We start from the raw sequence: 18248 nt of genomic DNA, 5'->3' as shown, positions 1-18248 counted from the left end.
GCTTGATCGGAAAGGCTGAGAACCATGACCGGAACCACCACGGGAAGCCGCAGCAACGTCGGGAGCCTCGTGCTCGGAGCTCTCCTCGTCCTCGCCGGGATCTTCATCCTCGGGCACACGGTGATCGCGACCGTCGTCTCCGTGTACCTGCTGGCCTGGACCGCCCTTCTCTCGGGCATCGTGGCCGTCGTGGCCGCACTGTTCCGCATCGGGAAAGGGGGCTTCTGGTCCACCGCGCTCAGCGGCGGGCTGTTCATCGTCCTGGGGCTCGTGTTCCTGCGCAATCCCGCTGCCGCAGCCCTCACGCTCACCCTCGTCGCGGGCGCCCTCTTCCTGGCCATCGGCCTGACCCGGCTCATCGCCGCCGTCGAGAACGACAGCCAACGGGTCGTGCTGGTGATCGGCGGGCTCGCCTCGACGCTGCTCGGACTGATCGTGCTGTTCAACGTCTTCGACGCCACCTTCACGCTCCTGGGGATCCTCGTCGGCGTGCAGACGCTCGTGGACGGCATCGGCCTGCTCATCGTCGGATGGCCCCGCGACAGGTCACGCGCCGGCTCGGCGACGAGCTGACCACGAAAGGCTGAAGTCGTCCGGGCGCACTCGGCCGCGCGGACCGGTCGGACCTCAGGCCGCCGGATGGGGACAACTCCCCGACACGTCCGCTGACCTCGTGGGACGCACCCGCGTCTGGCAGGATCTGTCGCGGCAGGGGCGGGACACGGCCAGGAGGACAGTCAGTGGCACAGCTGAGGATGCAGGGGCACCGCGTGCTCGTGGCGGATCTCGCCGGGGACACGATCCGGGCGATCACCGGGTCGATGGTCGCCTACGAGGGCAAGGTCGCCTTCAAGAACGCCGGGATGGGCGGCGGCGACGGGTTCAAGGCCGCACTCAAGCGCAAGGTGACGGGCGAGTCGATCTCCCTCATGGAGGTCACGGGCAGCGGCACCGTGTACTTCGCGGTCGACGCCCAGGACATCACGATCGTCGAGCTCACCAACGACGCGCTGCACGTCGAGGCGTCCCAGCTCCTCGCCCTCGCCGGCGCCCTGCGCACCGACGTGAAGTTCTCCGGGCTGCGCGGCGCGACGTCGGGTCAGGGCCTGTTCACCACGACGGTCACGGGCAGCGGCACCGTCGCCCTGCTGTCCGCGGGCGGGCCCATCATCGCTCTCGAGGTCAGCCCGCAGTACCCCCTCGTCGCTGACCCGGACGCGTTCGTCGCCTACCGCGGCAACCTCAACCAGAGCTTCGTCACGGACGTGACGTGGCGGTCCGCCATCGGCGGCGGCAACGGCGAGGCGTTCTCCCTGCGGTTCGACGGCCAGGGCGTCGTGTACATCCAGCCCGAGGAGCGATGAGATGACGATGGAGCTCGAGAACGGCAAGGTCCTCAAGACGGTCCTGCAGCCGGGCCAGGCGGTCCTCGCCCGCAAGGGCGCGATGCTCTACTACACCGGGGACGTCATGTTCGCCCCGCACAGCCTGGGCGGCGGGTACGGCGGCGGAGGCTTCGGCGGCGCCGTCTCCGGCATGGCCGGGATCGCCGGACGCATGATGCAGGGTGAGCACGTCGCCCTCATGGCAGCACAGGGCGCGGGCGAGGTGTACTACGGCCACCGCGGCCTGTACATCGAGCTCATCCCGATGGACGGCTCGTCCGTCCTCACGGTCGAGGCCGACCGCCTCCTCGCCTACGAGGGCAACCTGCAGACCGCCATCGTGCCCATCGCCTCCCAGGGCGGGGTGCGCGGTGCGGTCCGGGGCGCCGTCACCGGGCAGGGCCTGTTCACCACCCAGCTCACGGGTCACGGGACCGTCGCCGTCCTGTCCCACGGCGGGTGCATCCCGCTGCAGGTCGGTGGCTACTCCGGCGAGGTCGTCGTCGACCCGCAGGCCTACGTGGGACACCTCGGGAACATCACCGTCGACCTGTCCGCGAACGTCGGCTTCCGCGACGTCGTCGGGCGCGGGTCCGGAGAAGCCATGCAGCTCAAGCTCACCGGACAGGGCACCGTGTGGGTCCAGGCGTCCGAGCAGAAGTTCTAGGGACGGCACATCATGACCATCGAGATCCACAACCCCACGACCCTGCCGGTCAACGACAACCTCCCGGGCAACGACTACGCCTTCTGCGTCGAGCTCGGCGGCGACCCGTGGTTCACGTCGAAGGGCGCGATGATCGCGTACTACGGCGACGTGCGGTTCGAGCCCCTGAGCAGGACGAGTCTCACGGCCCTCGTCGCCAGCCGGTTCTCCTCGCCGCTCTACGCCAACGACTGGGTGCTGGCCCAGGGCCGGGGCAAGCTCATCCTCGGCGACCGGGGCTACAACATCAACTCCTACGACCTCGAGGACGCCAACCTCACGATCCGGGCCGCGAACCTCCTCGCGTTCGAGCCGGGGTTGAACCTCAAGCAGTCGATCGTCCCGGGATTTCTCACCCTCCTCGGCACCGGGAAGTTCCTCGCCTCCTCCAACGGCCCGGTGATGTTCGCCGAGCCGCCCCTGCGGATCGACCCGGAGGCGCTCGTCGGCTGGGCCGACTGCCCGTCGCCGTCGCACCACTTCGACGCGGCCTGGATGGAGCACCACCTGGGTGCGGTGTCGGGGTTGCTCGGCGTCACGTCCGGCGAGGAGCGCCAGTTCGACTTCACGGGGACCGGCACGGTCCTCATCCAGTCGAGCGAGAAGGTCATCGACGACAACCACCTGCTCCAGCACATCGAGTCCGAGACCGTGCAGCTCGGGCAGGTGGGCCTGCAGCAGCTCCACCGGTCGATCGGCGCGCGGCTGAGCCAGCAGCAGTGACGGGGGTCGCCCCGGGGCGGGCGGCCGCGCTCGCAGCCGCCCTCCTCGTCGCGGCAACCCTGGCCGGGTGCTCCGGGGACGGCGAGGAGCCCGCACCGTGGCCGCCCTTCGGGCCGACGTCCGCCGCGACGACGGCAGCCGCGGACGACGACGTCGTCGTCGAGGTCACCGACGGGTCCGTCGAGATGGCGGTCGGCCAGACGCTCGTCGTCGACCTCGGTGAGATCAACACCTCGGTCGGGGACGACTGGCAGGTGACCACCGAGCCCGACCCCGCGGTGCTCAGCCCCTCCGAGGAGGAGGCGGACTACCTCGGCGAGGACGGCGAGGTGGGCCACCGGACGGCCCTGCAGTACGCGTTCGACGCCGTCGGGCCGGGCACGACGACGGTGACCTTCCAGTACAGCTACCGCGGGTCCACGGACACCGACTACGAGGGCGGGCCGTCGACCCTCGAGCTCACCGTCACCGTCGTCTGACCCCACCGACCATGTCCCGTGCGGGGCGCGTGGTGCTCGAGGCCGGCGGCGTGCGGACCCGCGTCCCCTGAACACGTTCAAACCGTGCGTGCTAGGTTTCTTGAACGCGTTCAACTCGGAGGTCCCGATGACAGGTGCGGATACCAGCACGAGGGAGGTCCTCGTCACGACGGCGCTCAGGCTCTTCCGGGAGCAAGGCTTCCAGGGCACGACGATGCGGCGCATCGCGTCGGAGGCCGGCGTCTCGCTCGGCAACGCCTACTACTACTTCGCAGGCAAGGACGAGCTCGTCCACGAGCTCTACCTCACCGTCCAGCGCGAGCACCGGGCTCTCGCCGTCCCGGCCCTGCGCCGCAACGCGCCGCTGGCCGCGAACCTGCGCACCGTCCTGCACACGGGCCTCGACGTCATGGCGCCTTACCACGGGTTCGGCACGTCGTTCGTGCAGATCGCGCTGCCCACGGCGTCCCGGACGAGCCCGTTCGCCGCCGGCTCGAGCGAGGCCCGCACCATGGCCGTCGACCTCATGGGCGAGGCAGTGGCCCTGTCCCGGCACCACCCCTCCGCGGCCCTGCGCAAGCAGCTTCCGACGCTCCTGTGGTTCACCTACCTCGGCGTCACCCTGCACTGGGTCATGGACCCCTCGGCCGGGCAGGCCCGGACACGGACACTCGTCGACCGCCTGGCGCCGCTCGTCGCGCGGGCCGTGAACCTCTCCCGGCTCCCCGTCGCCCGCGGCCTCGTCGACGACGTCGTCCAGCTCGTCACCACCCTCACCGTACCGCCCACGCGTGACCTCACCTCCTCGGAGTCCTCATGAGCACGAGCCCCACCCCCGCCGTCGCGGTCGTCGCCGGGGCGTCCGGCTTCATCGGGAAGCACCTCGTCGCGCGGCTGCGCGCCGCCGGCACGCACGTCCGGACCATCGGGCGCCGCGCGTCGGACGACGCCGACTGGCACGACGACGCCGCGCTGGACCGCGTGCTCGCCGGCACGGACCTCCTCGTCAACCTCGCGGGCCGGTCCGTGAGCTGCCGGTACACCAAGCGCACGGTGGACGAGATCTTCTCGTCGCGCGTCGAGACGACGGCAGCGCTCGGCCGCGCACTCGCCCGCATCGAGGAGCCGCCGCGGCTGTGGGCGAACGCGAGCACCGGGACCATCTACCGTGACGCCCGCGACCGCCCGATGGACGAGACGACCGGCGAGCTCGGGACGGGACTGTCGGTCGCGGTCGCCCGCGCGTGGGAGCACGAGCTCTTCTCGGCACCGACCCACGTGCGGAAGGTGGCGCTGCGCATCGCGATCGTGCTCGGCGCGGGCGGGGGCGCGATCGCGCCGGTCCTCACTCTCGCGCGACTGGGCCTCGGAGGACGGATGAGCGACGGCGACCAGGTCTTCAGCTGGGTGCACGTGGACGACGTCGTCGACGCGATCAGCCACCTCTACACCCACGAGGAGATCTCGGGGCCGGTCAACGTCGCTGCTCCCCACCCGGTCACCAACGCCGAGCTCATGTCCGAGGTCCGCGCTGCCGTCGGTCGTCGCGTCGGGATCCCGACCCCGGCGTGGCTGCTCGAGCTCGGGGCGAGGCTCGTCCGGACCGAGGCGGAGCTCGTGCGCAAGAGCCGCTGGGTCGATCCGGGAGCTCTCCGGGACTCGGGTTTCACGTTCGCATACCCGGTCCTACCGGGTGCTCTGCGCGAAATTGTCGATACGGGCCGAACCGGTGCAGGTCGCCGGGCTCCCGCGACCGTGGGTGAGATCACGCCCACCGAGTTGACCGCGGGTATGTGAAACGTCATCATTGACCTAACGACGCGAGCCACTCCCCCTGGGGCTCGCGTCGTTTCCATCTCCCGGCCCATCTCCCGGGGCCATCTCCCGGTGCAGGGCGTCCGGAGATCTCCTCGGCCCGGCGTCCCGGAACCAGCCCCGCCGCGACGACGCCGGACGGCGGCAGCGCGGCAAAGGCCTCCTACCGCAGCAGGAGAACGGCGACGATCCCCACCTCGACGACGAAGACCATCGCCGTCCAATGACGCACGGCCCGCCGCACGCTCCTGCGCACCGGTGGGGTGGGGGGAGTCCCGGCCGGCTGCTCGGAGACGGGCCGGAGGCTGCTCGGCGTGCCGTGCGTCACATCAGGACCATCGGCAGCTTCGTCGGTCGCCGTGAGCCACCGACGAACCTGTCGGCGAGATTCACCCTCCGGACGTGCAGCGCGTCCCGGAACGGTGCAGGCCCGTGCGAAGCCCACCCGCACGCAGCCATGGTCGAGGGACACACACAGAGGCTCGAGATGCGAGCACCCGCACGACGAGGCACGGTGGAGGACCAGCCGACGTCGTCCGTGATCCCTTCGCGACGACTCCACCTGACGAGAGGCGATCCCATGACCGACAGCACCAGCACGGACGCGAACAGCTCCCAGAACGTCCCCTCGGAGGAGCCGTACGACCCGTCGAAGGACCCCGACTCCGACCCGGCCAGCCTCAGCTCCGCGCACACCACGCAGCCTGACAAGGCCGAGGGCGAGGACGACCCCGCCAAGACCTCCGACTGACCCCGCGGTGCCCGCCCGCGTGGCGGGCACCGACCTCTGTGCTCAGCCGCACCGAGGCCTCGCGACGATCTGAACCACCCACTGACCCCCGGAGGACCCAGTGCGCGCACTCACCTGGCAAGGCACCGAGAACGTCTCTGTCGAGACGGTCCCCGACCCCACGATCAAGGAGCCGACCGACGCGATCGTCCGCGTCACCTCGACGGCGATCTGCGGGTCGGACCTGCACCTGTACTCCGTCCTGGGGGCGTTCATCGACGTCGGTGACGTCCTCGGTCACGAGCCCATGGGCATCGTCGAGGAGGTCGGACCGGACGTCACGCACATCCGCCCCGGCGACCGCGTCGTCGTGCCGTTCAACATCTCGTGCGGGTCCTGCTGGATGTGCACGCGCGGCCTGCAGTCGCAGTGCGAGACGACGCAGACACGGAGCCAGGACAAGGGCGCCGCCCTGCTGGGGTACACCAAGCTCTACGGGCAGGTCCCGGGCGGACAGGCCGAGTACCTCCGGGTCCCGCAGGCGCACTACGGCCCGGTCGTGGTGCCCGACGACGGCGAGCCCGACGAGCGCTACCTCTATCTCTCCGACGTCGTACCGACCGCCTGGCAGGCCGTGCAGTACGCGGACATCCCGGCCGGCGGGACCGTGACCGTCATGGGCCTGGGGCCGATCGGGCAGATGAGCGCCCGCATCGCACGGCACCTCGGCGCCAGCCAGGTGATCGGGGTCGACCGGGTCACCGCACGCCTGGAGATGGCGCGCCGGCACGGCATCGACACGATCGACCTGCGCGAGTGCTCCGACCTGCCGGACGCCGTGCGCCAGCTGACGTCCGGCCGGGGCACCGACTCCGTCATCGACGCCGTCGGGATGGAGGCCCACGGGTCGCCGATCGCCAAGGGTGTCCAGCTCGGGGCGGGGTTCCTGCCGGACGCGATCGCGAAGCCGATGATCAAGAAGCTCGGGATCGACCGGCTCGCAGCCCTCCACGCGTCCATCTCCGTGGTGCGCCGCGGCGGCACCGTGTCGCTGTCCGGCGTGTACGGCGGCGCGGTCGACCCGATGCCGATGATGGAGATGTTCGACAAGCAGCTGACCATGCGCATGGGCCAGGCCAACGTGCGTCGCTGGATCGACGACGTGCTGCCCCTCGTGAGCGACTCCTCCGACCCGCTCGGTGTCCTCGACCTGCGCACCCACCGCCTCCCGCTCGAGGACGCACCGGGCGCGTACTCGATGTTCCAGAAGAAGGAGGACGGTTGCATCAAGGTCGTGCTCGACCCGTCGCTCCCCGCGACGAAGGCACCGGCCGAGACTGCCCCGGTGACCGGGGTCTGATGACGTGAGGGTCGTCGTCGTCGGTGCGTCCGGCAACTCGGGTACGGCGCTCCTGCGGGCCCTGGCCGCCGAGCCACGGATCACCTCCGTGCTCGGCGTGGCCCGCAGGGTGCCGGACCTCTCGGTCGAGCCGTACGGCTCGGCCGGGTGGGCCACGTTCGACGTGGCCCGCGAGGTGCCGACCGCCGACGAGGACGCCTACGTCACCGAGCTCGCCGCGCTGCTCGCGGGCGCGGACGCCGTCGTGCACCTCGCGTGGCTCATCCAGCCCAACCGGGACCGTGACCTGCTGCGGCGCGCGAACGTCGGTGGCACCGCGCGCGTCGCGCGCGCCGCCGCACAGGTCAACGTCCCCCACCTCGTCGTGGCATCGTCCGTGGGCGTGTACTCGGCCGTCGACGACGACGTGCTGCGCGACGAGTCGTGGGACCGCCACGGCATGCCGACCTCGCACTACAGCGTGGACAAGGTGGCGCAGGAGCAGATCCTCGACGACCTCGAGCGCGTGCACCCGACGATGGTCGTCTCCCGGGTGCGGCCCGCGCTGATCTTCCAGGAGGACGCGGGCTCGGGGATCCGCCGCTACTTCCTCGGCGGGATCGTCCCCCGCGGGCTGCTGCGACCGGGATCGCTGCCCGTGGTGCCGTTGCCGACCGGCATCCGGCTGCAGGTGGTGCACGCCGACGACGTCGCGCAGGCGTACCTGCAGGCGATCCTCCACCAGGCCCCGGGAGCGTTCAACATCGCGACGGACCCCGTGCTCCACGCCGAGGACCTCGCGCGGGTCGTCGGGCGCGGACCCTTCGTGCAGGTCCCGCCGGGGCTCGTGCGGCGGGCCGTCTGGGCGGCCTACGCGGCCCACCTCATCCCCACCGACCCCGGCTGGGTGGACCTCGGCATGGGCGCCCCGCTCATGGACACCTCGCGTGCCCGCCGGGAGCTCGGATGGCGCCCGACCCGCAGCGCCGAGGTCACGCTCAGCGAGGTGCTCGACGGCATCGCCAGCGGTCGCGGGACGGGCAGCGTGCCGCTGCGGCCCGACGGCGAGCCGGAACGGCCACCGATCTAGCGGACCGGCGCGCGCTCCTCGGCGAGGAGGGCCGTGAGCGCTGCATTGACCTCGCGCGCGTGCGTCCACAGCAGGCCGTGCGGAGCGCCCTCGATCTCGACGTACGTCGCCTCGGGCAGCGCGTCCCGGAACGGGTGGGCCGTCACCTCGATCGGGAGGATGCGGTCCTCCGTCCCGTGCAGGATGAGCGTGGGGAGGCCGGCGTCACGGACGGCGTCGATGTCACCCCGGAAGTCGGTGAGCCAGGCCGGCACCACGGAGTAGGCGGCGTCGGGCGCGCTCGACGCGGCGGTCGCCCAGCTCGCACGGACCGCCTCCTCGCTCACCGTCCTCCCGAGGGTCTCGTCGAGGTTGTAGACGTTCTCGAGGAACGCGGTGAACCACGCGAACCGGTCGGCGCGGGCGGTCACGGCGATGTCGTCGAACACGTCCTGCGGGATACCCCCGGGGTTGTCCGGCGTCTCGAGGAGGTACGGCGTGAGACCGGCGAGGAACGCGAGCCGGCTCAGGCGCCGCGTGCCGTACGCGCAGACGTACCGAGCGACCTCTCCGGCACCCATGGCGAACCCGACGAGCGTGACCCCCAGGAGGTCGAGGTGCTCGAGCAGCACCGCGAGGTCGGCCGTGTACGTGTCGTAGTCGTACCCTGTGGCCGCGTGCCCGGAGCGGCCGAACCCTCGTCGGTCATAGGTGACGACGCGGTGGCCCGCCTCCAGCAGGACGCGGGTCTGGTGCTCCCAGGACCGCCCGTCGAGGGGGTAGCCATGGATGAGGACGACCGGTGCAGCGTCGAGGGGGCCGTGGTCCTCGTAGTAGAGATGGATGTCGGCGAGGTTCTCGGTCCCGACGGCGACGAACGGCATGGCGGCTCCTGGCAGGCTGCGGCACGGAGAGGCAGGGCGCCCTCCCGGTGGGACAACCGTACGAACTGGACATTCCTCCGAGGAACCCCCTCAGGGTGAATGAATCGTGGAGGGCCTCCTCCCCCGGGCGGAGCGCCGGGCCGCGCGTGCCCAGCGCGCCGAGAGGCACGCGGGCCCGCGACGACCGAGACTAGGGGGACAGCCGGCCCCGTCCTCAGGAGCCGCACCGTCCCCCCGGGAGTCAGCATGGGTCTCGTCCGCAGAGTTCGTTCCTTCGCCGTGGTCGGGCTCGTCGCCATGGCCGGTCGGTGGGTCGCCCGCCGCGTCGCCGCCTCCTCCGAGAAGAACAACGGCGGTCGCCCGACGAGCCTGTCGCAGGCGCTGAACGCCGTCGGCCGGCGTCGCTGACATGGCTGCGGCGCCCGGCGCGAGCGTCGGCACCCGCACCCTGGGCACGACGTCGTCCCTCACCGTGTCCAGCCTCGGGCTGGGCTGCATGGGGATGTCCGAGTTCTACGGCACGGCCGACGAGGCGGGCGCCGTCGCGACGATCCGGCGCGCGCTCGACCTCGGGGTGACGTTCATCGACACCGCCGACATGTACGGGCCGTTCACCAACGAACGACTCGTGGGCACGGCGATCGCCGGCAGACGCGCCGAGGTGCAGCTGGCGACGAAGTTCGGCAACGAGCGCCTGCCCGACGGCACCCGCCTGGGGATCAACGGCCGCCCGGAGTACGTGCGGGCCGCCTGCGACGCCTCGCTCGCCCGGCTCGGTGTCGACCACATCGACCTGTACTACCAGCACCGCGTGGACAAGACCGTGCCGATCGAGGAGACGGTGGGCGCCATGGCGGAGCTCGTCGCTGCGGGGAAGGTGCGTCACCTCGGGCTCTCCGAGGCGTCGGCCCGCACGATCCGCGCCGCGCAGCAGGTGCACCCGATCACCGCGCTGCAGACGGAGTACTCGCTGTTCACGCGGGACATCGAGGACGAGATCCTGCCGACCCTCCGCGAGCTGGGGATCGGGCTCGTCCCCTATTCCCCGCTCGGTCGCGGCATCCTCACGGGGGCCCTGAAGCCCGAGGCGCTGACCGAGGACGACTCCCGACGCTCGGCACGCTTCCCACGGTTCCACGGGGAGGCGTACGCGTCGAACATGCGGCTCGTCGAGGCGCTCGCCGCGATCGCGGACGTCATGGGCCTCACGGCCGGCCAGCTCGCCCTCGCGTGGGTGCTGGCGCAGGGCGACGACGTCGTCCCGATCCCTGGGACCAAGCGGGTCCGGTACCTGGAGGAGAACGTCGCAGCGGCCGCGGTCGAGCTCTCCGAGCGCGACCTCGTCGCGATCGAGGAGGCCGTTCCCCGGGGCTCGGTGCAGGGCGCCCGGTACAGCGACATGTCCTCGATCGACGAATGAGCACGGCGGGCGGGCCGCTGGGCCCGCCCGCCGTGGTCGTCACGCGCTGTGCTTCGCGGTGGCGAGGCTCCCGTCGGTCCCGCCGCTGACAGCATCGGCCGGGGCCTCCTCCGTGGGTCGCTTCCTGCGGCGACCCTCGACGAGCCGGTAGAGCACCGGCACGAGGACGAGGGTGAGCACGGTGGAGGACAGCAGCCCGCCGATGACGACGATCGCGAGGTCCTGGGAGATGAACCCGGAGGACCCGGTCACCCCGAGCGCCATGGGGATGAGCGCGAAGATCGTCGCGAGGGCCGTCATGACGATGGGCCGCAGACGCTGTCGCGCCCCGTTGAACACGGCGTCCTCGACGCTCTGACCCTGTCGCCGGTACTGGTTGACGAGGTCGATGAGGACGATGGCGTTGGTGACGACGATCCCGATGAGCATGAGCAGACCGATGAGCGCGGACACCCCGAGCGGCTTGCCGGTGACGAGCAGCAGGACGATCGCGCCGGTCGCGGCGAACGGGATGGACACGAGCAGGATGAGCGGCTGCACGAGGGACTTGAACGTCGCGACCATGAGCAGGTAGACGATCGCGATGGCGATGAGCATCGCGAGCCCCAGCTGGCTGAACGAATCGCCCTGGAGCTCGGCGAGCCCACCGACCTTCGCCTCGACACCGGCCGGGAGGTCGAGGTCAGCGAGCGTCGCGTTGACCTCCTGCGTGACCTGACCGAGCTCACCCTCCTCGGGTGTGAGGGAGATCGTCGCGACGAGGTCACCCTCCTGGCGGGTGATGGCCGCGGCGACGTCGACCTGCTCGACGGACGCGATCTGCGAGAGCGGCACGAGGCCGGCGGCCGTGGGCAGCGGGAGCTGCTCGATCTCGGCCGTGGTCGTGGGAGCGGCCCCGGTCTCGAGGTAGATGCTGTAGTCGTCACCGTCGAGCCGCAGGGACCCCGCGGGCTGCGGGGAGAGCGTCCCGGCGACGATGCCGACGACCTGGATCTCGGTGAGCCCGAGCTCGAGGGCCGCGGGCCGGTCGACGACGATCTGCAGCGTGGGCTGCTCGGCGACACGGTCGGAGACGACCTCGGTGGCACCCGGGGTGTCCTGCAGCGCGGCGAGCACGGTGTCTGCGGCGTCGCCGAGGGCGCTCTCGTCGGTGGCGGTGACGGTGACGTCGACGGTCGACGAGAACCCGGCGGTGCCGCCGCCCTCGGGGACGGTGATGGTCCCCTGGTCGGTGATGGTCGCGAGCTTCTCGCGCACCTCCGCGCCGAGCGCGTCCTGGTCGGCGTCGGGGTCCGTGGTCACCGTGTACGTCGCGGTGCTGGGTCCGCCACCGAGGAGGGCCGCGAAGCCCTCGCCGCTGGAGCCCGCGGTCATGGACACCTGCTCGACGCCGTCGATCCCGAGGAGCGCGTCCTCGACGACGGCGGCGCCCTCGCTCACGGACGTGAGGTCGGTGCCGGGCTCGAACTCCTGGGTGACGCTCAGGGCGTTCTCCCCGCTGCTGCCGAGGAAGTCGACCTTGAGCAGCGGGACGAGCGAGACGGTGATGACGAGGATGAGCACGGACGCGACGACCGTGATGACGGGGTGCTTCTGCGTGGAACGCAGGATCGGCTTGTACCCGCGCTGCAGGACGTCGTTGTGCTCCTTGTCCTCCGCCGCGGTGCGCGCCTCGGCTGCGGCTCGCGCCTGCGCCTCGGCGTGCTCCGCGTCCGTGGCGCCCTCGGCGCGCTCGGTGAGCGCGGGGCTGCGCAGGAACCAGTAGGACAGCACGGGCACGATCGTCAGGGCGACGACGAGCGAGGACGTCATGGCGATCGCGACGGTGAGCGCGAACGGGCGGAAGAGCTCCCCGACGACGCCGCTGACGAGAGCGATCGGCAGGAACACGGCGATCGTCGTGAGTGTCGACGCCGTGATCGCCGCAGCGACCTCCCGCACGCCCGTGAGGATCGAGGACATCTTCGGCTCGCCGTAGCTGAGGTGCCGCTTGATGTTCTCGATGACGACGATCGAGTCGTCGACGACGCGCCCGATCGCGATGGTCAGCGCGCCGAGGGTCAGCAGGTTGAGGCTGTACCCGCCCACGTACAGGCCGGTGAACGTCACGAGGACGGACAGCGGGATCGAGATCGCGGTCACGAGGGTGGCGCGCACCGACATGAGGAACACGAGGATGACGAGGACAGCGAACAGCAGGCCGAGGAGGCCCTCGATGGCGAGGTGCTCGATGGACTCCTCGATGAAGGGGGCCTGGCTGAACAGGATGGAGAGCTCGGCGCCCTCACCCAGCTCGGGGGTGAGCTCGGCGATGACGTCCTCGACCTCGTGGGAGACGCCGACGAGGTCGGCGTCGGCCGTCGCGGTGATGGACAGCGACAGGCTCTCCACGCCGTTGGTCCGGGTGATGGAGGTCGGGTCCTCGAGCACGACGGCGACGTCCGCGACCTCACCCAGCGTGACGACGCCGGTCGGGGTGGCGAGCGGGAGCGCCTGGAGGTCCTCGAGGCTCGTGAGCGCGGTCCCGGCCTGGACGGAGATCTCCTGGCCGTCCTCGTAGATCGTGCCGGCCGGCAGGGTGATGCCGTTGGCCTCGAGGGCGGCGGTGAGGTCCTGCGGTCCGATGCCCGCGGCGAGGAACCCCGGTCCGGGCGTGATGACGATGCGCTCGGTCTGCGCCCCGGTCACGGTGACGGCGCGGACGCCGTCGATGTCCTCGAGGGCGGGGACGGCGATGGTCTCGAGCGCGGCGGAGAGCTCCGCGACGGGCGCGTCGGACGACGCGGCGATGGCCATGATCGGCAGGTCCGCGATGCTGCCGGCGATGACCTCCGGGGCCGCGTCGTCGGGCAGCGAGGCGCTGGCGACGTCGATGGCGCTCTCGAGGGACCGCTTGAACTCGGTGGCGTCGACCCCGAACGTGTACGTCACGGCGATGATCGACAGCGAGCTGGACGACGTCGCGACGACCTCCTCGACGTCGGGCAGCGTGGCGATCGCCCGCGAGAGCGGTTCGCCGATCTCCGAGTCGACGATCTCGGGGCTCGCGCCCGGCAGCGGCGTGATGACGGCCGTGGCGGGGAACTCGATCGACGGGATGAGCTCCTGCTTGAGGTTCGTCACCGAGAAGAGGCCGAGCCCCGCGATCATGAGCGTGATGAGGGCGACGAGCGCGCGGTTCGCGAGGCTCAGTCGGGCAAGTGCAGACATGCGGGACCACCAGGGGGTTAGAGACTGCCAGCGTTCGATGGTTAGTCTGACACGAACGTTAGGGTGAGGCTAAGGATAGGGCGACAAGGGACGGTACGGACAGACATGACAGACACGCGCGCAGACCTCGTCGGCGGCGACGAGCGCGAGCACCTCGTCGCCGAGATGGCCCGTCTGCAGGAGGTACTCGAGACGACGGCCATGCCGAGCGTCACCGAGCAGCTGCTGACGATCCCCCTGACGATGCAGCAGCTCAAGGTGCTCGCCATCCTCGTCACCGAGACGGACGGCAACACCGTCCACGGTCTCGCGGGGACCCTCGGGGTGTCGGTCGCGACCATGTCCGGGATCCTCGACAGGCTCACGAGCCAGGGCATGGCGACGCGGACCCAGGACCCCGACGACCAGCGGGTGCGCCGGGTCCTGGCAACCCCCCAGGGACGCGCGACGGTCCGCTGCCTCCTCGCGGCCCAGCCGCAGATCGACCGTGCCCCGCTGGAGCGCATGGCGCTCGACGACCTGCGGATGCTCACCCGGGGGATCGGCGCGCTGCTGCGGGCCATGGAGTCGGTGGCCGCCGACGCAGCGTCGGGAACCGCCGGCTAGAGGCGGTGCGGACGGCTCAGCTCGTGGTGATGATGGTCTGCGCCTCGGCCACGGGGATGCCGACCTGGGTGGTCATCACCTGGCCGTCGAGCGCCCCCTGGTCGACGCCGTTCGCCGACCACGTCGTGTCCCAGCCGGTGGCGATGGTCAGTGTGGTCTTGGGGTCGGGCTGGTTCGCACTGGACCGGGTGAAGACGATGCTGCAGTCCGACGTCGCACCCGGGGTCCACGCGATCCCCGTCCCGGCACAGGTCGTGCCGTCGGCGTAGGGCGCACTGAGCGTCATGTCCCGCAGGGCGGCGGCGACCATCGCGGCGTTCGCCCGCCGATGCTGTGACGGAGTACTCCGTCGTGGGGTCCTCGAGCCACACCCAGCTGTCGAGGTTCACGATCGTCGCGGCGTTCCCCTCGAGGCGGGGGTTCCAGTCCACCGTGGGCGGCGGGAGGCTCAGAGCATTCTGTGCGATGTCTCGCAGCACCTCGACGGAGACCTCCGGGGCCGGCGGCTCCTGACCCTCAGGGACGAACACCATGCCGTGGGTCGCCGACGACGAGCACGGCTGCCCGGAGACGAGCGCGTCGTCCTGGCGCCGTCAGCACGGGGCCGCCACATCCGAGTACCCGCTGACGGCCCAGGCGCCGGCGCCGCCGGCCAGCGTGAGCGTGACGAGAGCCGTCCCCGGCGACCCGGCCTCGGCCGACGTCATCGAGGTGCCGTCGGCCCGGACGACAGTCATGCCCGTCTGGTCGACGCACGTCTCCACGACCGCGACGTCGGCCGCCAGCTCGACGACCGCCGAGGTGAACGTGACCTCGCCGCCGAGGTGGCTCCCGTTCTCGACCTGCCGGGTCACCTGGCTCTCAAGGTAGCTCAGGACCGGCGGCGCCACGGTGCCGGGGAGCTCGGCCGGGATCGCGTTGGCCTGCAGCGCGCGCCAGTCCAAGAGGTTGTAGGTGTTCGCGGCGTTGAGCACGGCTGCCTCTTCCCCCGTGACGTCAGGGAGCTCCGCGAAGAAGATGCCGTTCGCGTCGTCCGAGAGGTCGAGGACGCCTCCTGCGTCGCTCGGCTCGGCGGTCGGTGTCGGTTCGGTCGCCGGCTCCGCCGTCGGCCTGTCATCCGCCTCGTCGCTGCTGGGCCGGGTGGACGACGGCGCCGGATCGGGCGCCGCACTGTCGGCACAGCCGGTCATCGCGAGGACGGCGGCCACGGTGAGGACAGCAGCCCGCGCCAGATGCACACTGCTGCTTGTGGTGGTCCGCATCGTCCGTCTCTTCCCGTTGGTCCGACCCAGTTCTTGTGCCGAGAGTACGCGAGCGGCTGCTCGCACGGGAGAGCGCTTGATGGGCAGAACTTCCCTCCTCCGGCGGTGAGAGTTCACCCGCGCGGTCCTCCCACGGGCCCGGTCTGCCTGTGAGCATGGCGTCATGCCCCGCCTCTACCCCGCCGAGCCCGACTTCCCCGACGACGGTGGAGCCGAGCGTGCCGTCTGGGAGGCGCTGTGCGAGCAGCTGCCCGACGACGTCGCGCTCTTCGTCGGCGTGCGTCTGCTCGACGGCGCGTCGGAGCACGAGCTCGACCTCCTCGTCGCGTGGCCCGGGGTCGGGATCGCGGCCGTCGAGACGAAAGGCGGGCACGTCACGCGGGCGGACGGTGCGTGGTTCCAGGGCAGCGGCACCAAGCGGCACCGGATCGACCCTGTCGGTCAGGTGCAGTCGGCGCGGCACGCCCTGCAGAACCTGTTCCGCCAGCATGGCAGCCTGGCGGCGCCCGCTCGGACGGCGCATCTCGTGGCACTCCCCCACGTCTATGTGAGCGACACCTGGCTGGGGCTCGACCTACCCCGGACGGCGATGGTCGACCGTGCGACGCTCGAGGAGCCGTTCGCGGTGGCGAGCCGGGTCAAGAGGGCGATCGAGGATCACGGTCAGGGGCAGGCACCCCTGACGGCGGAGGGAATGGTCGAGCTGATCGACCTCCTGGCGGGCGGGTTCCCGAGCCAGGCAGAAAGCCTGGTCCTGGCGGCGACGCATGAGACGCGGTTGGAGCAGATGACGCGTGACCAGGCCAAAATTTTGTCGATGCTGGCGAACTTACCGCGGATGCGGATCGTCGGTGGGGCCGGAAGCGGCAAGACATGGTTGGCACTGGAGCAGGCCCGACGGCGCGCACGGGCGGGCGACCGTGTCGCCCTGCTGTGCTACTCCCGCGGCCTCGGCCGGTACTTGCAACGGATCACCGAGACCTGGCCAGTACGCGAGCGCCCGTCATTCGTCGGGTTGTTCCACGACCTGCCCCTCGCCTGGGGCGCGCAGCCGGGCTGCGACGACGATCCGGTGTACTGGGAGCAGGACCTCCCCCGCCAACTCGGTGAGCTGGCGGGGGGCCGCAGCGCGGCGGACCTCTTCGACTCCGTGGTGGTCGACGAGGCCCAGGACTTCGGCGACCTGTGGTGGCCGTCGCTGCTGCGGTGCATGCGCGACCCGGAGCACGGGGGCCTGTTCGTGTTCATGGACGACGCTCAGCGGGTCTTCGCCCGTGACGGCCAGGCGCCGGTGGACCTCCCGCCCCTGCGCCTCGAGGAGAACCTCCGCTCGACGAAGCAGATCGCCCAGCTGTTCGGGTCACTGTCTGACGAGGACGTCCGACCCCGGGGCCTCGACGGTCCACCCGTCCGCCTCGTCGACGTCCCGCTCGACGCCGCGGTCCCCGCAGCCGACGACGCCGTGGAAGCCCTGCTCGACGAGGGCTGGCAACCCGGGCAGATCGCCCTCCTCACGACCCACCACCGGCACCCCGCGCAGGTCCTCGAGGTCGACGCCGGCGGGACCGCCGCCTACTGGGACGCCTTCTTCGCCGAGGACGACGTGTTCTACGGCCACGTCCTCGGGTTCAAAGGGCTGGAGCGGCCGGTGGTGGTGCTCGCCGTCAACGGGTTCCGGGACATGGAGCGCGCGAAGCGGATGCTCTACACCGGGCTGTCCCGGGCGCGGACGCTGCTCGTGGTGGTCGGGCCGCGCGGGGTCATCGAGGAGATCGGTGGGGGCGGGGTGCGGGAGAGGTTGAAGAAGGCGGAGGCGTGGGGCACCGCGGAGGCGTGAGAGCAGGTGGGCAACCCTTGAGACGGCAGTCGCCAGCAATCGCCGCTGGGGGCACGAGTACGACCAGTGCCCCCGCGAGCAACTACGTGAGCGCGACGAGCAGTGTGCAATACCGGAACCGCCGAGACGTCAGCATGGCTCAGCCGCTTCGGAGTACTGGGCGACCGACCACGGCCCTGCCGTTCTCGTCAGCACCAACGTGATTAGGGCGGTGGCTGGTGCGCCTCCTCCCGGAGCCGTGATCATGCCGTCGTCCGCGTCGGCAATCATGACCTTGGTCTGGTCGACACACGTCTCGACGACAGCGACGTCCTCCCCGTACTCGACCAGGGAGGAGGTGAACGTGACAGTGCCCGAGAGCATGTAGCCCTCGGACACCTGGCGGTTGACCTGCGCCTCGAGATAGGCGAGGACAGGCGGAGCGACCGTCTGGGCGAGCTCCGCCGGCACGGAGTTCGTCTGCAGTGCCCGCCAGTCGTCGTAGTTATAGGTGTTCGCGGCGTTCATCGCAGCGGCCTCCTCCCCGACGAGGTCGGGGAGATCGCTGAAGTAGATCCCGTTCGCCTCGTCTGTGAGGTCGATGACGCCGTCTGCGCCCTCCACGGTCGGGGCCTCTGTCGGGTCCTCGGCTGGCATGGTCGGGGCCACCGTCGGGTCCTCAGCTGGCATGCTCGACGACACGTCGTCGGGCGACTCGGAGCTGTCGACCTGGTGCGACGGCGCGGCAGCAGGCGTGTCGCTGTCGGCGCACCCAGCCAGCACGACAACCGCGCACACGGTGAG

Annotated in this window: 20 protein-coding genes; 14 read left to right on the top strand and 6 right to left on the bottom strand. The window is 71.0% G+C overall.

Features of this window, described 5'->3' with window-relative positions; translation table 11 throughout:
- Nucleotides 1-24: 24 nt before the first annotated feature.
- The 7 genes from AC54T1_RS04760 to AC54T1_RS04730 all read left to right on the top strand — a co-directional run bounded on the left by AC54T1_RS04760 (nt 25) and on the right by AC54T1_RS04730 (nt 5090).
- The gene (locus tag AC54T1_RS04760) at nt 25-573 is read left to right on the top strand and encodes an HdeD family acid-resistance protein (protein ID WP_496911216.1); all 549 of its coding nucleotides are present in this window, start codon (nt 25-27) and stop codon (nt 571-573) included.
- A 167-nt stretch (nt 574-740) separates the two neighbouring features.
- The gene (locus tag AC54T1_RS04755; RefSeq protein WP_496911215.1) at nt 741-1364 is read left to right on the top strand and encodes an AIM24 family protein; all 624 of its coding nucleotides are present in this window, start codon (nt 741-743) and stop codon (nt 1362-1364) included.
- Nucleotide 1365: 1 nt separating this feature from the next.
- Nucleotides 1366-2052 carry an AIM24 family protein gene (locus AC54T1_RS04750; protein ID WP_484344182.1) on the top strand — a complete coding sequence of 229 codons (687 nt, stop codon included), beginning with the start codon at nt 1366-1368 and terminating at the stop codon, nt 2050-2052.
- 12 nt (nt 2053-2064) lie between these two features.
- Complete coding sequence (locus AC54T1_RS04745) at nt 2065-2814, top strand: AIM24 family protein (protein WP_484344181.1); 750 nt, start codon at nt 2065-2067, stop codon at nt 2812-2814.
- Nucleotides 2811-3293 (top strand): protease inhibitor I42 family protein, encoded by a 483-nt coding sequence (locus AC54T1_RS04740; protein WP_496911214.1) that lies wholly within the window; start codon nt 2811-2813, stop codon nt 3291-3293. Before AC54T1_RS04745 ends, AC54T1_RS04740 begins: the two co-directional genes overlap by 4 nt.
- Before the next feature lie 127 nt (nt 3294-3420).
- Entirely contained in the window at nt 3421-4113 is a 693-nt protein-coding gene (locus tag AC54T1_RS04735) for a TetR/AcrR family transcriptional regulator (RefSeq protein WP_496911213.1), read from the top strand.
- Nucleotides 4110-5090, top strand: coding sequence for a TIGR01777 family oxidoreductase (locus AC54T1_RS04730; protein WP_496911212.1), 981 nt, complete (start codon nt 4110-4112; stop codon nt 5088-5090). The genes AC54T1_RS04735 and AC54T1_RS04730 overlap by 4 nt, the downstream gene beginning before the upstream one ends.
- Nucleotides 5091-5271: 181 nt before the next feature.
- Here the strand turns inward: AC54T1_RS04730 and AC54T1_RS04725 are convergent, their stop codons facing one another.
- Nucleotides 5272-5436: a hypothetical protein gene (locus AC54T1_RS04725; RefSeq protein WP_496911211.1), complete on the bottom strand. Its 165-nt coding sequence runs from the start codon at nt 5434-5436 to the stop codon at nt 5272-5274.
- A 252-nt stretch (nt 5437-5688) separates the two neighbouring features.
- Here AC54T1_RS04725 and AC54T1_RS04720 point away from each other — a divergent pair, with 252 nt between their 5' ends.
- The 3 genes from AC54T1_RS04720 (at nt 5689) to AC54T1_RS04710 (ending at nt 8267) form a co-directional block, all read left to right on the top strand.
- Nucleotides 5689-5859, top strand: coding sequence for a hypothetical protein (locus AC54T1_RS04720; RefSeq protein WP_484344176.1), 171 nt, complete (start codon nt 5689-5691; stop codon nt 5857-5859).
- A gap of 100 nt (nt 5860-5959) precedes the next feature.
- Nucleotides 5960-7198, top strand: coding sequence for a zinc-dependent alcohol dehydrogenase (locus AC54T1_RS04715; protein WP_484344175.1), 1239 nt, complete (start codon nt 5960-5962; stop codon nt 7196-7198).
- Nucleotides 7199-7202: 4 nt separating this feature from the next.
- Nucleotides 7203-8267, top strand: a complete 1065-nt coding sequence (locus AC54T1_RS04710) for an NAD-dependent epimerase/dehydratase family protein (RefSeq protein ID WP_496911210.1) — start codon at nt 7203-7205, stop codon at nt 8265-8267.
- On the opposite strand, the gene AC54T1_RS04705 is transcribed toward AC54T1_RS04710, so the two are convergent.
- The gene (locus AC54T1_RS04705) at nt 8264-9130 is read right to left on the bottom strand and encodes an alpha/beta fold hydrolase (protein ID WP_496911209.1); all 867 of its coding nucleotides are present in this window, start codon (nt 9128-9130) and stop codon (nt 8264-8266) included. The genes AC54T1_RS04710 and AC54T1_RS04705 overlap by 4 nt on opposite strands.
- Nucleotides 9131-9376: 246 nt before the next feature.
- On the opposite strand from AC54T1_RS04705, the gene AC54T1_RS04700 reads away from it, so the two are divergent.
- Nucleotides 9377-9538, top strand: coding sequence for a hypothetical protein (locus AC54T1_RS04700; protein ID WP_484344172.1), 162 nt, complete (start codon nt 9377-9379; stop codon nt 9536-9538).
- 1 nt (nt 9539) lies between these two features.
- Nucleotides 9540-10550, top strand: a complete 1011-nt coding sequence (locus AC54T1_RS04695) for an aldo/keto reductase (RefSeq protein WP_496911208.1) — start codon at nt 9540-9542, stop codon at nt 10548-10550.
- A 39-nt stretch (nt 10551-10589) separates the two neighbouring features.
- On the opposite strand, the gene AC54T1_RS04690 is transcribed toward AC54T1_RS04695, so the two are convergent.
- Nucleotides 10590-13760, bottom strand: a complete 3171-nt coding sequence (locus AC54T1_RS04690) for an efflux RND transporter permease subunit (RefSeq protein ID WP_496911207.1) — start codon at nt 13758-13760, stop codon at nt 10590-10592.
- A 105-nt stretch (nt 13761-13865) separates the two neighbouring features.
- Here AC54T1_RS04690 and AC54T1_RS04685 point away from each other — a divergent pair, with 105 nt between their 5' ends.
- On the top strand, nt 13866-14366 hold the full coding sequence (locus AC54T1_RS04685; protein ID WP_496911206.1) for a MarR family winged helix-turn-helix transcriptional regulator: 501 nt from the start codon (nt 13866-13868) through the stop codon (nt 14364-14366).
- Between the two features lie 16 nt (nt 14367-14382).
- Here AC54T1_RS04685 and AC54T1_RS04680 read toward each other — a convergent pair whose 3' ends face one another.
- Nucleotides 14383-14676 (bottom strand): hypothetical protein, encoded by a 294-nt coding sequence (locus tag AC54T1_RS04680; protein ID WP_496911205.1) that lies wholly within the window; start codon nt 14674-14676, stop codon nt 14383-14385.
- A 283-nt stretch (nt 14677-14959) separates the two neighbouring features.
- Entirely contained in the window at nt 14960-15628 is a 669-nt protein-coding gene (locus AC54T1_RS04675; RefSeq protein ID WP_484344167.1) for a hypothetical protein, read from the bottom strand.
- Nucleotides 15629-15791: 163 nt separating this feature from the next.
- Between AC54T1_RS04675 and AC54T1_RS04670 the strand changes: the two genes are divergently transcribed.
- On the top strand, nt 15792-17465 hold the full coding sequence (locus AC54T1_RS04670; RefSeq protein ID WP_496911204.1) for a nuclease-related domain-containing DEAD/DEAH box helicase: 1674 nt from the start codon (nt 15792-15794) through the stop codon (nt 17463-17465).
- A 129-nt stretch (nt 17466-17594) separates the two neighbouring features.
- Here AC54T1_RS04670 and AC54T1_RS04665 read toward each other — a convergent pair whose 3' ends face one another.
- The gene (locus AC54T1_RS04665) at nt 17595-18134 is read right to left on the bottom strand and encodes a hypothetical protein (RefSeq protein ID WP_496911203.1); all 540 of its coding nucleotides are present in this window, start codon (nt 18132-18134) and stop codon (nt 17595-17597) included.
- Nucleotides 18135-18248: the final 114 nt, after the last annotated feature.

It is taken from the genome of Sanguibacter sp. Z41_6 (genome assembly GCF_059621145.1).
The sequence above is the reverse complement of the archived record's forward strand: the minus strand, read 5'-3'. Positions and strand labels throughout refer to the sequence as shown.

Coding starts and splice junctions, on each gene's coding strand:
- AC54T1_RS04735 (WP_496911213.1), top strand. CDS start 3,421: ATGACAGGTGCGGATACCAGCACGAGGGAGGTCCTCGTCACGACGGCG.
- AC54T1_RS04685 (WP_496911206.1), top strand. CDS start 13,866: ATGACAGACACGCGCGCAGACCTCGTCGGCGGCGACGAGCGCGAGCAC.
- AC54T1_RS04750 (WP_484344182.1), top strand. CDS start 1,366: ATGACGATGGAGCTCGAGAACGGCAAGGTCCTCAAGACGGTCCTGCAG.
- AC54T1_RS04730 (WP_496911212.1), top strand. CDS start 4,110: ATGAGCACGAGCCCCACCCCCGCCGTCGCGGTCGTCGCCGGGGCGTCC.
- AC54T1_RS04670 (WP_496911204.1), top strand. CDS start 15,792: ATGCCCCGCCTCTACCCCGCCGAGCCCGACTTCCCCGACGACGGTGGA.
- AC54T1_RS04705 (WP_496911209.1), bottom strand. CDS start 9,130: ATGCCGTTCGTCGCCGTCGGGACCGAGAACCTCGCCGACATCCATCTC.
- AC54T1_RS04690 (WP_496911207.1), bottom strand. CDS start 13,760: ATGTCTGCACTTGCCCGACTGAGCCTCGCGAACCGCGCGCTCGTCGCC.
- AC54T1_RS04745 (WP_484344181.1), top strand. CDS start 2,065: ATGACCATCGAGATCCACAACCCCACGACCCTGCCGGTCAACGACAAC.
- AC54T1_RS04680 (WP_496911205.1), bottom strand. CDS start 14,676: ATGGTCGCCGCCGCCCTGCGGGACATGACGCTCAGTGCGCCCTACGCC.
- AC54T1_RS04675 (WP_484344167.1), bottom strand. CDS start 15,628: ATGCGGACCACCACAAGCAGCAGTGTGCATCTGGCGCGGGCTGCTGTC.
- AC54T1_RS04695 (WP_496911208.1), top strand. CDS start 9,540: ATGGCTGCGGCGCCCGGCGCGAGCGTCGGCACCCGCACCCTGGGCACG.
- AC54T1_RS04700 (WP_484344172.1), top strand. CDS start 9,377: ATGGGTCTCGTCCGCAGAGTTCGTTCCTTCGCCGTGGTCGGGCTCGTC.
- AC54T1_RS04720 (WP_484344176.1), top strand. CDS start 5,689: ATGACCGACAGCACCAGCACGGACGCGAACAGCTCCCAGAACGTCCCC.
- AC54T1_RS04760 (WP_496911216.1), top strand. CDS start 25: ATGACCGGAACCACCACGGGAAGCCGCAGCAACGTCGGGAGCCTCGTG.
- AC54T1_RS04665 (WP_496911203.1), bottom strand. CDS start 18,134: ATGCCAGCTGAGGACCCGACGGTGGCCCCGACCATGCCAGCCGAGGAC.